Origin of the sequence: Paraburkholderia sp. CNPSo 3274, from assembly GCF_024206475.1 — a bacterium.
Classification (GTDB): Bacteria; Pseudomonadota; Gammaproteobacteria; order Burkholderiales; family Burkholderiaceae; genus Paraburkholderia.
Genome location: NZ_JAMBPR010000120.1, coordinates 1 through 15392, shown reverse-complemented (window position 1 = coordinate 15392; position 15392 = coordinate 1). Strand labels below are relative to the sequence as shown.

At 57.8% G+C, this 15392-nt stretch carries 14 protein-coding genes and 2 pseudogenes; 9 read left to right on the top strand and 7 right to left on the bottom strand.

Annotation, left to right across the window (positions count from 1 at the left end; translation table 11 throughout):
• Positions 1-243 precede the first annotated feature (243 nt).
• The 3 genes and pseudogenes from M3I54_RS41005 to M3I54_RS40995 all read left to right on the top strand — a co-directional run.
• A pseudogene (locus M3I54_RS41005) lies at positions 244-1874 on the top strand (integrase); the annotation flags it as partial.
• Positions 1875-1902: 28 nt separating this feature from the next.
• Positions 1903-2469 (top strand): annotated as a pseudogene (locus M3I54_RS41000) (AAA family ATPase); the annotation flags it as partial.
• 47 nt (positions 2470-2516) lie between these two features.
• Complete coding sequence (locus tag M3I54_RS40995) at positions 2517-2888, top strand: translation initiation factor Sui1 (RefSeq protein ID WP_254345831.1); 372 nt, start codon at positions 2517-2519, stop codon at positions 2886-2888.
• 681 nt (positions 2889-3569) lie between these two features.
• On the opposite strand, the gene M3I54_RS40990 is transcribed toward M3I54_RS40995, so the two are convergent.
• The 5 genes from M3I54_RS40990 to M3I54_RS40970 all read right to left on the bottom strand — a co-directional run bounded on the left by M3I54_RS40990 (position 3570) and on the right by M3I54_RS40970 (position 8154).
• Entirely contained in the window at positions 3570-4607 is a 1038-nt protein-coding gene (locus M3I54_RS40990; protein WP_254345833.1) for a porin, read from the bottom strand.
• Positions 4608-4996: 389 nt separating this feature from the next.
• A complete protein-coding gene (locus M3I54_RS40985) occupies positions 4997-6055 on the bottom strand; it encodes a maleylacetate reductase (protein WP_254345824.1) in 1059 nt (352 codons plus the stop codon).
• A gap of 42 nt (positions 6056-6097) precedes the next feature.
• Positions 6098-6691 (bottom strand): malonic semialdehyde reductase, encoded by a 594-nt coding sequence (locus M3I54_RS40980; RefSeq protein WP_254345822.1) that lies wholly within the window; start codon positions 6689-6691, stop codon positions 6098-6100.
• 213 nt (positions 6692-6904) lie between these two features.
• Positions 6905-7204, bottom strand: a complete 300-nt coding sequence (locus tag M3I54_RS40975; RefSeq protein ID WP_254345820.1) for a Dabb family protein — start codon at positions 7202-7204, stop codon at positions 6905-6907.
• Positions 7201-8154 carry an intradiol ring-cleavage dioxygenase gene (locus M3I54_RS40970; RefSeq protein WP_254345817.1) on the bottom strand — a complete coding sequence of 318 codons (954 nt, stop codon included), beginning with the start codon at positions 8152-8154 and terminating at the stop codon, positions 7201-7203. Before M3I54_RS40970 ends, M3I54_RS40975 begins: the two co-directional genes overlap by 4 nt.
• A 494-nt stretch (positions 8155-8648) precedes the next feature.
• Between M3I54_RS40970 and M3I54_RS40965 the strand changes: the two genes are divergently transcribed.
• The gene (locus M3I54_RS40965; protein WP_254345815.1) at positions 8649-9389 is read left to right on the top strand and encodes an SDR family NAD(P)-dependent oxidoreductase; all 741 of its coding nucleotides are present in this window, start codon (positions 8649-8651) and stop codon (positions 9387-9389) included.
• 89 nt (positions 9390-9478) lie between these two features.
• Positions 9479-10345 (top strand): ABC transporter substrate-binding protein, encoded by an 867-nt coding sequence (locus tag M3I54_RS40960; protein ID WP_254345813.1) that lies wholly within the window; start codon positions 9479-9481, stop codon positions 10343-10345.
• A 260-nt stretch (positions 10346-10605) separates the two neighbouring features.
• Here M3I54_RS40960 and M3I54_RS40955 read toward each other — a convergent pair whose 3' ends face one another.
• Positions 10606-11403, bottom strand: a complete 798-nt coding sequence (locus M3I54_RS40955; RefSeq protein WP_254345811.1) for an FAD synthetase family protein — start codon at positions 11401-11403, stop codon at positions 10606-10608.
• Between the two features lie 77 nt (positions 11404-11480).
• Positions 11481-12440, bottom strand: coding sequence for a LysR family transcriptional regulator (locus M3I54_RS40950; protein WP_254345809.1), 960 nt, complete (start codon positions 12438-12440; stop codon positions 11481-11483).
• 166 nt (positions 12441-12606) lie between these two features.
• Between M3I54_RS40950 and M3I54_RS40945 the strand changes: the two genes are divergently transcribed.
• The 4 genes from M3I54_RS40945 to M3I54_RS40930 all read left to right on the top strand — a co-directional run.
• Positions 12607-13173: a flavin reductase gene (locus M3I54_RS40945; RefSeq protein WP_254345807.1), complete on the top strand. Its 567-nt coding sequence runs from the start codon at positions 12607-12609 to the stop codon at positions 13171-13173.
• A 34-nt stretch (positions 13174-13207) separates the two neighbouring features.
• A complete protein-coding gene (locus tag M3I54_RS40940; RefSeq protein WP_254345805.1) occupies positions 13208-14761 on the top strand; it encodes a 4-hydroxyphenylacetate 3-hydroxylase family protein in 1554 nt (517 codons plus the stop codon).
• 175 nt (positions 14762-14936) lie between these two features.
• The gene (locus tag M3I54_RS40935) at positions 14937-15086 is read left to right on the top strand and encodes a hypothetical protein (protein WP_254345803.1); all 150 of its coding nucleotides are present in this window, start codon (positions 14937-14939) and stop codon (positions 15084-15086) included.
• A 147-nt stretch (positions 15087-15233) separates the two neighbouring features.
• Positions 15234-15392 (top strand): transposase (locus M3I54_RS40930; protein ID WP_254338201.1); only part of this gene is annotated, 159 nt, incomplete at its 3' end.

Sequence of the window (15392 nt, the reverse complement as noted above, 5' to 3'; positions counted from 1 at the left end):
CCACGCCACCCCATTCTTATCCTGATTGTCGCGCGGCCAAATACCTGCGGCGTCACCATTACACAGCAATCCTCAACGACTGGTGGCTTCAGCTTGATTGTCGCGCGACACCCACTCGCCCGCGTCAATCAACGCCGCGCGTCAATCAATAAACGCTTGCCAGCGTCAATCAACATCGGCATCATCATTTCTGCCGCGACATTCTCAACTTGTTTGTCGCGCGTCTCTCATCCGGATTGTCGCGCCACATGGCTGCTCCTTCAGGTCAAACAACGTAGGGTGCTGCTTGAGCAGGTGCACACGGACGGCCACTTACGCACGCGACTACGCGGGTTGCAATCGTTGCACGACGAGTTCCTGCGCCAATGCCGATCGGTAGGACTGACGGCGCCGATTATCCGCTCAACACGTCCGACCATGCGATTCGCTCTCTTTCGCGACGGTTAAAGGCGGAGATGTTGCGCGGTTTTGGTATGGCAGCTCGATCAGCGGGCGCCACGCACCTCAAGGGTCTGCCTCGCCACGACGACCCGGGCTCACCCGCGGCGGTCCGTCCGTATCAGGTTGTCGAATTCGACGGCCACCGGCTCGACATCCGGCTCAAAGTGGTTGTGCGCGATCCGCTTGGTTTCGCGCACGAATTCGAGATGGAAAGGGTGTGGCTCCTTGTGATCATCGATGTGTGCACACGCGCCGTGGTCGGTTACCAGATAGCGTTGGCAAGGGAGTACAGCCGCTACGACGTCATCAAGACTATCGAGAACGCGCTTGAGCCCCATCGCCCGCGAGTGTTCACCATACCTGGTCTCGAGTATGGGCCGCAGGATGGCTTTCCGTCAGGATCCTTGCCCGAACTGGCGTATGTGACCTGGGAATGGATGAAGCTCGACAATGCGAAGGCGAATCTGGCAAATGAGACGCTAACTGCGTTGTGCGAGTTCGTCGGCTGCGTGGCTGACGCCGGGCCGAAACACAGCCCCGATGAGCGGCCCTACATCGAGCGCTTCTTCGGCACGATCGCCAGCCGCCTGTCATCTCGCTTGCCTGGCTACACTGGTTCTCATCCGCGGGATCTGCGTCGTGCGCTTGCCGATTCCAATGGCGATCTGGGCCTCTACGTCTCGCTCGACGAACTGGCGGAACTGGTCGAGTACACCATCTCAAGCTATAACGGTACTCCGCACCGCGGCCTGAACAATGCAACGCCGCTGGAAGCGATGGAGTATTTTGTGCGTGGCAAGCAAACGCTGCTCGCCTGGCTCGCTGAACCGCATCGCCGAACGCTCTGCCTGATGCAATCAGCAAAGCGGTGCCGGGTGCGGGCCTACCTCGCGCAGGGCGTACGTCCGCACATCAACCTTCACGGCGTGCGCTACACGAACGATGTGCTTGCGACCAGTACCCATCTGATCGGCCAGCATCCGCTGATCTACATGAACGCCGACGACCTGCGCTCGGTACGCGCCTTCCTGGCCAACGGCGCGGAGTTGGGCGTGCTCGAAGCGCAAGGGGCGTGGCGGGTGGTGCCGCACAACCTAAAGCTTCGTCAGCAGATTCGCAAGCAATCTGGCAAGCACCGGCGGCACAGCAACGTGGATACCAATCCGATCGAAGCCTACGTCCAGGCGAAACTCAGGGAGGCGAAAAAAACGCGCAAGGCGGCGACCGAGCTCGCACATGCCATCTGCCTGCTGGCATCGGCGCCAACCGTGCGCGCACCGGTCGGCCCGACTCACCCGACCGAGACAAAGGCTGCGCTTGCGCCTGGCGCAGCGCCAACGACCGACGCGCAGGCGGCCACGGTCATCGAACTTTCACCGCGCACATCGGTGCGTCCACGAAAGCTCACGATCGGTACTGGTCAGGTCTTTTAACCCCGTCTCTCACGTCAGGAGGCGCATCATGTCGCTTCAGATACCGCGTCCGATCGATCCATCGCTGCACCCACTCGTCACGGGCAACTACCGCCTCGCCACGCCTGCGATCGAAGCGTTCTACGAGCTCGTCACGCGCTGCCTGCGTTACCGAATCATGGGTGCACTCATCTACGGCCCGTCGCGAATCGGCAAAACCCGCGCGATCGAGTATATGCGGCTCTTGCTCGCGCGCGAATACCCGAAGATGACGAGCTACCATGCGCAGTGCGAGCACAAACCGCGGCACGCCGAAGCGCCGTTTTTCGCGAATCTGCTGGAGGCCGTGGGCGATCATAATCCCAACACCGGCACAAGTTCGGCCAAACGCACACGCCTGTCGCTGCGCATTCGCGAGGCAGCCGCCCGCGCCGGCAGCGGCACGGTGCTGCTCTTTTGCGACGAGGCGCAACGTTACAACGAGAACGAATATGAATGGCTACGCGACGTGCACGACGCACTCGATCGCCAGCAGATCAAGCTCTTCACGTTCCTCGTCGGCCAGGAGGAACTGCTCGCGCAGAAGACGGCGCTGCAGGTCGCCTGCAAGACGCAAACGCAACCTGCTAAACTCGCCGGTTGCTGGTCTTTATGTCTTTGTGTATGCCTATCGTCAAGAGCAGTTCGAAGGGTGGCCTCGTTTACTCCACAGACGGCGGGCGGATGTGTCCCGAGTGCCGGCGCACGGTCGCAGAATGTATATGCAAGACGATTGCCAGTACACAACCAGCAGGGGACAGCGTCGCGCGGGTAGTTCGCGAGACCAAAGGTCGGGGCGGGAAGAGCGTGACGGTCGTGAGAGGGTTGGCGCTCGCCCCCGTTGCCCTGGCCTCGCTGGGCAAACAATTGCGCGCCGCCTGCGGCTCGGGTGGAACGGTCAAGGATGGCATGATTGAAGTGCAAGGCGACCATTGTGACCGTATTATTGAAGAGCTCATAAAGTCCGGTCATCGGGTGAAGCGCGCCGGGGGCTAATTCCTTCGGTTGGCGCAGGCGAAAAGCGCAATCGACCACGCTCGGGCGGTAACACGCCAATATCGTCTATCGGGAACGTCATCTCGCAAGCGAGCGCTGCCCGTCACTGTCATCCAATCGACCATGGATCGATCCCACCACTCTCTGGGCGCACGGATGACGACACAAGCCGCGCCCTACGCTCCGGCCTCGTTGCGAACTAGCGGATAGCGCCGGACAAGATCACCCGCCCGTTCAAACACGTGTGACTTCGGCTGTCGGGGCCCGGGTATTCGCGAGACATCAATCATGCTGCAGAGGGGCAAATGAAGAAAGGAAAGACGAAACTCACGCGTCTTGATGCTGAACGACTCTTCGAGGGGCTTCCCGCCTCGAACGCAACCGTGTCGAGTCGGCCTGTTTCAGCTAAGCAGGGTAAAACCTGAGCGAGAAGTATTTATCCTTTGACCTTGGCCTTTCAATGGATGACACTTTTAATACGGTCTACGCCATCTCCACAGGATTGCACAGACTGAGCTTGTAGCGCAAGTACCAGCGAACACACAAATGATCACCTCGCGGTCGAAGTGACGGCCTGCGAACGGTTCCTCCAGGCTCTTCGCTTTGCTCATCGTCGGCTCTCTATTCGTTCAACCCGACACTCTAACCGATTCGCGCGCGCCATTTGAACCGGAGCTGATCCTAGAACGTGTGCCTTATCCCAATGTTTCCGCCAACAGTGGTACCCGGCACTCCATGCAATAGGGTGAGGTCCGATACCGCAAGACCAGTCCTCATGCTGCCGTGATTCGAGACCATTCCTATCTGCAAGTACAGTGCGGTTCGCCTCGATAAAAAGTAATTCATCCCGCCTGCTACTAGCAGTGAGTGATTCGCATTGTCGTCTCGATCGGCCGTATACCACACACCGCTATTTACGTCGAAGAAGGGAGTAACCTGATATCTGATGCCTCCGCCGTAGACGTTGTTATTGTGCGACTCCGCGACCTTGTAATTTACAAATGAGGCCCTTATTGTCAATGACTCGAGCGTATAGCTCGCACCCAGAGTGCGCCCTTCGAATTCAACGGTACTCGGATTCGGAGTCTGGACTGTTCCTCCTCCGTTGCCGTCGTAAATCGCTGCGTTTATTTCCGCGGCGCCGTTTTGATACTTCAGACTTGCCGACCATTGACGTCCCGCGGCAAAATCGCCCGCCTCGCCGCCCAGGGCGAGCATAACGCTACCCCGAAAGCCCGCCACTTGAGGGCTCGTATAGGACACGGCATTTGAATTGAATGCCCCTGTAACGAAGACGTTGCTACAGTACACCACAAGCGCGCTACCGAATTCGGAAAACTGGCGAGGATCCGTATCGAACAACGCAAGATAAAAGGGCGAAAACTGGACGCCAGCCTTGACCTGCCCAAACTGGCCGTCGAGTCCCACCCACGCCTGCTGCCCAAAGAAATTGCCGTTTGAACTCTTGAATCCGCCATTGGCGACACTGATCCCGCTTGCGAGCGTGAACTCCGCTTTCGTCCCCGAACCGAGGTCCTCCTTCCCAGACAGGCCAAATGACGACGGACCTACGCCGCTATCCACCAACGCAAATTTGCTTCCAGCGTTGGTTCCGGTTGAATTCACCGTCTTGCTGGAATATTCAACTCCCGCGTCCACCACTCCGTATAGGGTAACACTCGACTGTGCGTAGCAAACTGCCGCATCGAACAACAACATGCCGGACGCAAGGAACCTCAATCCGCGTAATTTCATCTTTATGCCTCACTTTATTTACGTTGTATTCCTAATTAAATAATACAAATTATTAGCGTGGTTAAAATTAACCGAAGGCAATAGAAGATGGCGAGATCCCTGGCTCAGGCGATCGCCGCGGCGCGTTGATCGAAACACTTACTCCGTCGTATGAGAACAGCTCTGGAAGGGGTTCTGTCGCGCCCCCCCGAAGCTCCGGTCCCAATACTTTGGATTCAAAGCGCTCCGCGACCTTACGCCGTCCGAGCGCGGATCTTTTCCGAACCCGGCAACTGGCGGGACTCAACGCCGAAACCAGCAGCCAGACAATGCGGAGATCAAGGCGATGCGCGACCGCGCAGCGTTGAAACAGGTCAGAAACCTGTACCCGCCCAGGCGTGCTCGAGCAGAGCGTTCAATGGACTGGCCTCGACCGGGCGTGGATTATCATATGGATTAGCGAGCGCCTGCTCGACCGCCTGCTCAATGCCATCATGCGGCATCCCGATGTCGCGCAGTGCCAGTGGAATGCCGCAATCGTGTTCCAGCTGCAGGAGTGCTTCAGGAACATCGTGGGATCCGATCGCACGACTCAGACGGTTCATAGTCTCCGGGACCATCGGCGCGTTATAGACAAGTGCGTAGGGCAACACGATGGCATGAGTCTGAGCATGCGGAAGATCGAACAGACCGCCCAGTGTATGGCATAGCTTGTGATGCAAACCCATCGTGGTCACGCCGAGGCAGCACGCACAAAGCCATGCCCCATAAAGAAGCGACGCGCGCGGCCCGGGATCACCCGGTTCTTTTAGCACTTGCGGCAGCGCGCCGACAATCGCGCGCACCCCCTCCTCGGCCATCAGCGCGACAATTGGATTGCCGTCTGGCGCGTAGAGTGCCTCGACAGCATGCGCAAGCGCGTTGAATGCGGAAAGCGCCGACATCATCGGCGGCAGCGTAAGTGTAAGATCCACATCGTAAATGACGACCTCTGGCTGGATTTTCGGGCTGCGCTGAGTTGTTTTGCGGCGGTGTTGCGTCTCGCCGAGAATCGGTGTCATTTCAGAGCCGGCATAGGTGGTCGGCAGCACGATCTGCGGTAAATCGGTGCGCAGCGCTATCGCTTTGCCGAGTCCGGTGGTGGACCCTCCCCCTGCCGCTACGATTCCATCGATCCGCTCTGATTTAACGACCTCCAGCGCGCATTGCGTCACCTCTACCGGCGTGTGAATGGTCGCAGAATTGAATGTAGCGGCGGCACGATCACCGAGCAGTTCCCGGACGTGATCCGCAAGCTCGGCCTGCTCCGGCGTCGACAAAACCAGCAAACGCTGCAAGCCGAGCCGCTCCGCCTCCGCGGCTAGCGTAGCGATCGTGCCATGACCGAAAACGACCCTCGCTGGGGGCATCTGATAGACAAAAGAATCCTTCACGATTCCGTTTCCTCGATGAGTAGCACAGGGACAGAGACACCGTTACAGAAGCGTGCAGGCCTCGTCGAATGCAAGGCGCGGGAGTCGATCAAGCACCTTCTCCGGATCTCCATAGCCAATGTTGCAAAGGAAGTTTGCCCTGACATGACCTTCCGGGAAGAACTCGTCGTTGACTTTCTGGTCGTTGAATCCCGACATCGGCCCGCAGTCCAATCCGAGCGCGCGTGCAGCGAGAATCAGATAAGCGCCTTGCAAGGTGCCGTTGCGAAACGCCGTGCTCTCGATCAAATCCGCCTTGTCTTCGAAGAATGCGCGAGCATCAGCGCGATGCGGAAATAACTTCGGCAAGTGATCGTAAAAGCGCTGATCGTAACCGACAATCACGCACACCGGCGCAGCGAGAGTCTTATCGAGATTCCCCGGTGCAAGCGCCGGCGCCAGGCGCGCCTTTCCTTCTGGAGTACGCAGGAACACGAAACGCGCGGGAGAAGTGTTCATGCTCGTCGGGCCGTATTTGGTCAAATCGTAAAGCGCGCGCAACTGTTCGTCGGTCACTGGCCTGTCGAGCCAGCCGTTTTGACTACGGGCGCCGCGAAACAGCATATCCAGTGCAGCTGAGGCCGGTGTATCGATCATGTTCATTGTCCATGGCAAGCAGAATTGAATTTGGCAAGGCGCAGCACCAGACTACGCCGAAAGCCATTAGCGAGAAGCGTCGTTTCAGAATCGGAGATATATGCCAACTACCTTCTGATGACACACTTCAATCAAGCCACCTACCGCGTAGGCGGGGTGCATTACGATACTGACGCATATGTCGGCAGACTGCGCGGCTCCTGTGACCACGCGCTAGAGTTGGTAATCCACCTGATGCCGGGCAATGCGCAGATCGCCCAGCTCCGCTTTCACGCGCAGATGCTCCCGATGTACCGCATAGGCCGACAGCGATTCGTTTGAAGAGAATTCCGAATACAGCACGACATCACAGGCGTATTCGATGCGGCTCATGTCCACGCCGATTTCAATGTGCATAAGCCCCGGAATCTTGCCGGCCAATCCTTCGAATGCCGCCTTGACGCGGCTGGCGGAACTTGTCTTTTCGTCGTGCGTTTCGCCTCTCAGGTTCCACATCACTATGTGCTTGATCATTGGATTCTTTCGCCTTGGTCAATGCGCCAGTTACCTGCCGTCGCATCGTTGCCGTGTGCGCTACCCAGTCCATTTCGTCGCTGGACTGCTGCCGTTGCGCGATTCAGAATGAACGTAAAGTCTAGTGTGCTAAACGGCGTGTCGGCTTGAGTGCCATCGGGCGCTGTACCACGCTCGTGGCGCGTCCAGTCTGCAATTAACGACGAGCGCACGCCGAACACAGCGTCGGAGTCAAGGTAGCGGTCGCCGTGACGGAAGACGTGAGTGATAAGCCGTTCATAGCCCGGCGCCTCGATCATGAAGTGCAGATGTGCAGGACGCCACGGATGGCGCCCGAGCGCGTTCAGCATGCGTCCCACCGGGCCGTCGTGGGGAATCGGATAGGACTCGGCCGTAATCGAACGGAAGTGGAATGAACCGTCCTCGAGGCTGCGCAGTGAACCGCGGCCTTTGCTTTCTGCGCCGTCGTACTGTATGTCGTAGAAGCCCTCGGAATCGGCCTGCCAGACCTCAATGCGCGCGTTTGCCACCGGCTCACCGGCAAGTCCGGTCACCCGCCCGCTTACGAAGCATGGCTCCCCCTTTGCACCATTCGCGACATCATCGCCATTTTCATACCGCGGTGCGTTTGAGGCGAAAAACGGTCCAAACACGGTCGACTCCGTGCATCCACTCGGCTTGCGGTTGTTGAGCGCCGTGACGAGCATCGAAAGGCCCAGCGTGTCCGACAGGAGAATGAACTCCTGCCGCTTGTCATCGGTGATGTGGCCAACATCGGTGAGGAACTGGATACCCCGGTACAACTCGTCTTCGGTCAGTTCCACATCGCGCGCGAATGCGTGCAGATGCTGGATCACGCTTGTCATGATCTGTTTGAACCGGGGATCCGGCGCCAGCTCGTGGCACGCAAGGACGATTTGCGTAATGGTTTCTTCGTTGACGTTTTGCATACATCCTCCAAATAGCCTGGAATGTGAACAAAGATATAACCAATCTCCGGGATCCCGGTCATTCCGTTGCGGAATAGTGTCCATGACACGCAATGCATAGAGCCCGCATTTCGATCGGTGTACTGTGGGTCTCCAATAAAAGATGGATGCGGGAGAACAGCGCCGGTTGCGCGCCAAGGTAGCGGGAACTTACCCATTTCCGGCGCCGGTCGAACGCGGGTGCACAGGCGGTTCAATCACACGGGGGGCGCGAGCGAGGGCCCTGCAACAAGGTCAGGACGGTGAGCAAGTGCATTGTTCTGAATCTGGAAAGAACGTACTTTCCCAATATATGTAATTCACTACCAGAGAGGCGTCATCTTGCCGATGCAATCGACTAGTTTGATCCGTGTGGGACTGGGTTCCCACGAAGCCCTGATCGCATATGTCAGTGATCGGGCGACACGTTTCGCAGACAACGTGTATTGGGCCAGCATTAAAGTGGAGGTGAAATCATGCCAGTCGCACTAATCACCGGAGCCAGCCGCGGCATTGGTGTGGCGATTGCATTGACCCTTGCCAAACAAGGGTACCGCGTAGTCGTCAATCATCGCGACAGCGCTGCCCGCGCCGAAGATGTGGTTGGCACGATTACTGCGGCGGGCGGCGAAGCAATGGCAATCAAAGCCGATGTCACCGTGCCAGGGGATGTCACCGCCATGGTCGATGAAGTCACTCGGCGCTGGGGAGGTGTCGACGTGCTGGTACACAACGCGCTAACGCCGTATGCCATCACCTCGTTCGCTGAACTGAGCTGGGAGCAACTCGGAGACAAACTGGACAGCGAACTGCGTGCTGCCTTCCTCACAACGAAGGCCGTTGTGCCAGGCATGATGTCACGCAATCATGGCCGGCTGATCTATCTGAGTGCCCTGCTTTCGCGTCGTCCACGTACTGGGATGATCACGATCGGCACCGCGAAAGCGGCCATGGACCAGTTCGTCCGGTACATCGCACTGGAGCTGGCACCGCACGGGATCACAGCAAACATCGTCGCGCCGACCACTGTCGAGGGTGCCACCTCAACTGAGCTGGTCTCGCCAGAACGCTTGCGTACGATCGCGGCCGCCATACCAATGCAACGACTTGCCCGGCCGAGCGAAGTGGCGAATACCGTGGCGTTCCTGGCTAGCGACGATTCGGGCTTCACCACCGGCCACTATCTTCCTGTCAGTGGCGGCCTTGGAATGGATTGAATCCGACGTAGACGCAATTCGCACCGAGACGGTGAGAGAAACGATTTCGCCAAAGCACCCGTTTACCCTGATAGAGGAGTTACCTGTCAATGCTCTCGATCGACCTGACCTATGTAGGGAGTGGTATTCACGAAGAACTGATCGCGCATGTCGCCGATCAAGAGGGATATTTCGAGGATGAAGGTGTTCACGTCGCACTCCGCGATGGAGCCGTCTGGCCGACTGAGCGCGTCCGTGCGGGCGCGACAATTGGTCTAGGCCGGGCACTCTTGTCGAGACTGAACAGCGGTATCCCCTGGACGGTTCTCACCGCCAATACTCATCGTCCGCTGTTCTGGTTTCTGGCGCGCAGTGACGTGAAGTCCATGAATGATCTTCGTGGTCGCCGACTCGCAGTCCATGGGGCCCGCACCGCGCCCGGGTGTTTCGCTCGAATCGTACTGCGCAAGCATGGACTGGATCCTGATCGCGACCTGCAGTGTGTGGAACGGATTCCGGCCGACTACCAGATGGACTTGCGGCGTCTTCGTGAAGGGTCGATCGATGCGGCCTATGTAGGTAGCACGTTAGCGCCCGAACAGGTGGCCGCCGAGGAAGGGCTTAACCTGCTCGCCTGGGTAGGCGACCATCTCCAGATTCCGACGGTAGGGATTGCTGTGGACCGTTCGCGCATCCCTCTCGACGACCCTGCCCTTCAAGCGCTGGTTCGCGCGAACAAGCGTGCCCTCAAGACCATCGCCGAGCAACCGGGTCTAGCCGTGAAGCACATTGCGGCGCTCCTGAATCGATTGACGATGGAGGAAGCGCAGCATCACTACGAGCGTTACGTTCGCCCCTATTTCAGCGGCGACGGCCGGGTGAGCCCAATCGCTATTCAGGAAGGGGTCGCTGCTGTGGCCACTGAACTCGGACTCTCCGCCGCGGCTGCTGAGCAGATGTACCTCCCTGCATTGTGATCGGGACGATGTCGAGATATCGACCCGCGGGTGCTCATTTTTTTACGAGTGCACCCGCGCGATTCGGAATTCTGGCCGGCGTATTTGGCGAGTTACCGGAAATTTCGGGAACGTGATAGAGTGCCATAGAAGGCAAGAGTGCCGTCGTTCATTGCATCAATCGCGCGGGCCATGTTCTTGCCGGCAAGGACGACCCGCGTACCGGATCACGACGGAAGTCGCGCTAGCTTCGTGCGTTGCCTTCGGCGTTCCATCAAGAGTTAGGCCAATACTTCTTCCTGGCGAACCATTTCAAGCTCCTCAACAAATTGCACCGTGACGTGGGTACCCGGTTCAAAATCCGCGTGCGGAGCAAAACAGCGGCGAAGCCCGCGCTCGCTCGTTATGAATACGTTTGCTTGACGCGCAGCACCCTGTCCGCAACGCAGAAGAACGCAATACCGTCCGGCGTGTGGAACGCACATGCCCATCGGCAAAAGCAACTCTCTCCCCGAACCCACTTTGCACTCCAGTTCGTGATGCCTTCCGAGTAGCTGCGCCGCGCGCCGCAAATCGCCATCCAGAATCAGACGGCGAATGACGGTCGACGAAGCGGGCTGCGCACCCAATGCGGCGTGCAAGGGAACGGGATGGACACTGAAAATCTCGGACTTTCCAAGTCGCGTCAGATATTCGACGGACCCTACGCGCCCCTTTCCGCAAACAAAATTTGCGCCGACTACGAGTGCGCGCATCCCCAACTGCTCGATGAGCGTATCGCGTACGAAATCGTCCGCCGACTGCTCCCGCCGAAGCTGATCGAAGGGTATCAAGAACGTACGCTCGACGCATCCCGTCGACTCCAGAAGCTCGAGCCTTCGCTGCACGCTCACGAGCATGGGGGGCGCCCTATCCGGCTGCAACGCGCTCCGTGGATGAGGATCAAACGTCACGACGACCGCCGGCAATCCGCGATGCTTCGCGGTTTCGCGCAACATCTGCAACACACGCCGATGACCACCATGCACGCCGTCGAAGACGCCAATCGAAATCACGCAACCTTGCTTCAATAAATTCATGATCTCGCTCCACGCTGGTGATTGAGTGGATCATAGAAGCCAAAACGGACGTGAGCCATCTTTCCAATCGAATTGCCTCAATAACCTGCAGGCATAGTACGGTAGCTATCCTCCCGGCAAAAGAGTTGCTTCATTGCGGTGCGGATCCATTGGTTTCCAGGGTCGCGGTGGACGCGATCATGCCAATATTGGGCGATCTCAATCTTCGGGAAATCGAGGGGAGGTTCGACAAGCTGCAAGCCGCAATCGCGTACCAGACTGACTGCAAGCGTGCGGGGAATCGTAACAATGGCATCCGTGCGTTGCGAGATCAGTGCAGCGGCAGAAAACGTCGGCACGCGGGACACGATGTTCTCCCGAGGTACATGTGTTTCGAGCATTCGTTCGACACACAGATGCTCATGCCCTGTGCCGACAGCCGAGACAACGACATGTTTCTCGGCGATGAATGCCTCGCGACTCGGCGCGGCACCAATACGAGGGTGCCCTACGCGCGTCACGGACGCAAATCGCTCTAACCACAATGGCAACCGCCGGATACCTGTCGTGAGCGACGGAAATGATCCGATCGCGATATCGATCAAACCGGACTCGAGCCACAAGTCCAGATGCTGCGCATCACAGTGGATGGCCTGCACATGCACACGCGGCGCGTGCTCGCGCAGATAGTTCAATAGCGGCGGGAACATATTCACAACACCCGCGTCGACCACTTGAATTCTGAATGCGCGCTCCGAGGTGAGCGGATTGAAGGCGGCATGCGACGAGCGCAACTGCCGGAAGTTATTAAGGACCGATTTGGCGGGCTCCGCGAGTTCGATTGCCTTGGGTGTCGGCTCCATACGCATCGACACGCGAATAAAAAGTGGATCGCCGAAATACACACGCAGCCGTGCGAGCGTCTTGCTCAGCGCAGGCTGTGTGACGTTAAGCACATGTGCGGCTTTCGTAATGCTGCGTTCGGTCATTAACACGTCAAAGACCTGCAGGTGATGAAAGTCGAGTTCGGCCTCATTCCGCTGCGGAATAGTGTCCATGACGCGTCATCCATAGAGCTATAGGTTGGGTCCGTGTAATTTAGCTCAAACAATAAAGCCCATGCACCGGGTAATCCCCAACGTGGTTACCGGACCATACGGACGACACGTGCCATCTCGCACGCTTATTCGGAATATTCGAAGCCAGAGCCAACAAGGAGACACGATGACTCAAGCGCAAATTCAATCGATGCAGGCTTCATCTGCGCCGCGTTACGAGGCCGGAGACGGATTTCCGCATATCGAAGCGACAGCGTTTCGTGAGGCGCTTGCCCATGCGGTCACCCCTGTCACCGTTATCGTATCGGACGGCGCCGCGGGCAAAGTCGGCGTCACCTGCTCCGCCGTCTGCTCCGTCAGCGACACGCCACCGACCATTCTTTTTTGTGTAAACCGGCGCAGTGCCGCGAACAGCGTCCTCAAGGCGAACGGATTTCTCTCCGTGAACTGGTTGCACGCCCTCCAAACCGACGTTTCCCAGCTTTTCGCCGGCGTCGGCCAGATACCCATGCCTGATCGCTTCAGAGACAAGCGTTGGCAGACTTCAGAATATGGGATTCCGTACCGTGCCGACTCAATCGTCTCGCTAGATTGCCGTATTGCCTCGGCAATGGAAATAGGGACACACAGTGTCTTTGTCGTGCGGGTGCTGAACGCGCGGAAATCACCCGATGCAGCGCCGCTCGTCTACTGTCAGCGCGCTTATGCAACGACACGCCCAACACAATCCTGACTAGGCAGTAATTGACCACCAAAGGAGTAGACACATGATCCGCACTGGTAAGCAGTACCTCGATTCGCTCAACGATGGCCGCAATGTTTGGGTGGGCAACGAGAAGATCGACAATATCGCGACGCATCCGAAAACGCGCGGCTACGCAAAAGTTCACGCGGACTTCTACGATCTCCACCACCGAAAAGATCTTGAGGACGTCGTGACCTTCGTCGATGAAGATGGCGTACGACGTTCGATGCAGTGGTTTGGTCATCGCAACAAGGAAGAGCTGCGCCGCAAGCGCAAGTACCACGAGACGATCATGCGCGAACTCGCTGGCGCTTCGTTTCCGCGCACACCCGACGTCAACAACTATGTGCTGATGACTTACGCCGATGATCCGACGCCATGGGAAACACACGCTATTGGCGCAGACGGAAAAGGTCTCGCGCAGAACATCGTGAATTTCGTGAAATACGCAAAGGACAACGACTTCAACTGTGCGCCGCAGTTCGTCGATCCGCAAATGGATCGATCTGGGCCTGACGCGCAGGCGAAGTCTCCCGGATTGCGCATCGTCAAGAACGACGAGCACGGCATTACCGTCTCAGGGGTAAAGGCAATCGGCACCGGCGTCCCATTTGCAGACTGGATTCATATCGGTGTCTTTTTCCGGCCCGGCATTCCTGGCGAACAGATCATCTTTGCCGCCACGCCCGTCAATACGAAGGGCGTGACGATAGTTTGTCGCGAAAGCACTGTGAAAGATGACGCAACAGAGCACCCACTTGCTGCGCAAGGCGACGAGCTTGATGGCGTAACCGTATTCGAAAATGTCTTTATTCCGTGGAGCCATGTGTTCCACATTGGCAACCCGGATCACGCCAAGCTTTATCCGCAACGTGTGTTCGACTGGTTGCACTATGCGGCGCTGATTCGCCAGGTGGTGCGTGCCGAACTGATGGCAGGACTTGCCGTGCTGATCACCGAGCACATCGGCACGAACAAGATTCCACAGGTGCAGACGCGCGTGGCGAAGCTGATCGGCTTCCATCAGGCGACGCTCGCACACATGATCGCTGCCGAAGAACTCGGTTTTCACACGCCGGGCGGACACTACAAGCCGAATATTCTGATTTACGATTTCGGTCGCGCGTTTTACCTCGAGCATTTCTCCGCAATGATCTACGAACTGGTCGATCTATGCGGCCGCAGCGCACTGATCTTCCCAACGGACGCACAGTGGAAGGATCCGATGCTTGGCCCATGGTTCGAGCGTATGAACGGGGGCCCAGTAGGCGAACCGCTCGATCGCGTGAAGATTGGTCGCGTCGTGCGTGATTTGTTCCTCTCGGAATGGGGCGGCCGTCTCTTCATGTTCGAAAACTTCAACGGAACGCCGCTCCAGACAATTCGCTCGCTGACCATGCAACGCGCGGAATTTGCTGGCTCGGGCCCGTATGGCGCGCTCGCATCCAAGGTGTGCGGCATTGAACACCGCGCCGAAGCGATGACGGAATATGCCGCCTCCGCAGATTACGCAAAGGCCCAGGATAAGGCACGCCATCAGGAGCAGATCGCCATGCGCAGTGTGCTGACGGTTTAACAGCGAAGGGTGTGCGGCGCTTCCTGTGTCGCACACCTCACGATTTGATGAAAGCAATTTTTCCGCGGATACAGTCCGGAAGTACGCCCGACCAGTAAGTAGCTTCGCTACTTTTGACACTACAGATCTAAGTTTTGGCTTTGAACGACCGCGCCGCCTGTTTTCCGCCTAGAAGTTGATCGAACAAGGTTTCGGCTGGGCCAAGACCGTGGGACGCATGCGCCAGGTGATGGTGCGCGGGTTGAAGAAGGTGGACCAGATGTTCGTGTTGAACATGGCAGCCTTCTATGGGGCGTTGAAAGTCAAGCCTTTTCAAATCGAATAAAAAGGTAGTTATGCGAAATAATTCTCCACGGTAATGGTAAGGCGCAGAGGCGCCATCGGTGGGCCGGCCCCCGCGAAAACCGGACACTGGGTAACGCTTAAACTATGAGGTAGTCTTCCGCCTATGTTTAAGCCTACAACTAACAACATGGAACCCGTTGAGGTTCTGACGCAGCCGGAGCAACGCCGACGCCGCTCAGTTGAAGAGAAACTGGCGATTGTGCGTGAGACCTTCGAACCCGGAGCCACCGTCTCCGGGGTAGCCCGACGTCATCAGGTGAATGCGAACCAGGTGTTTGCGTGGCGC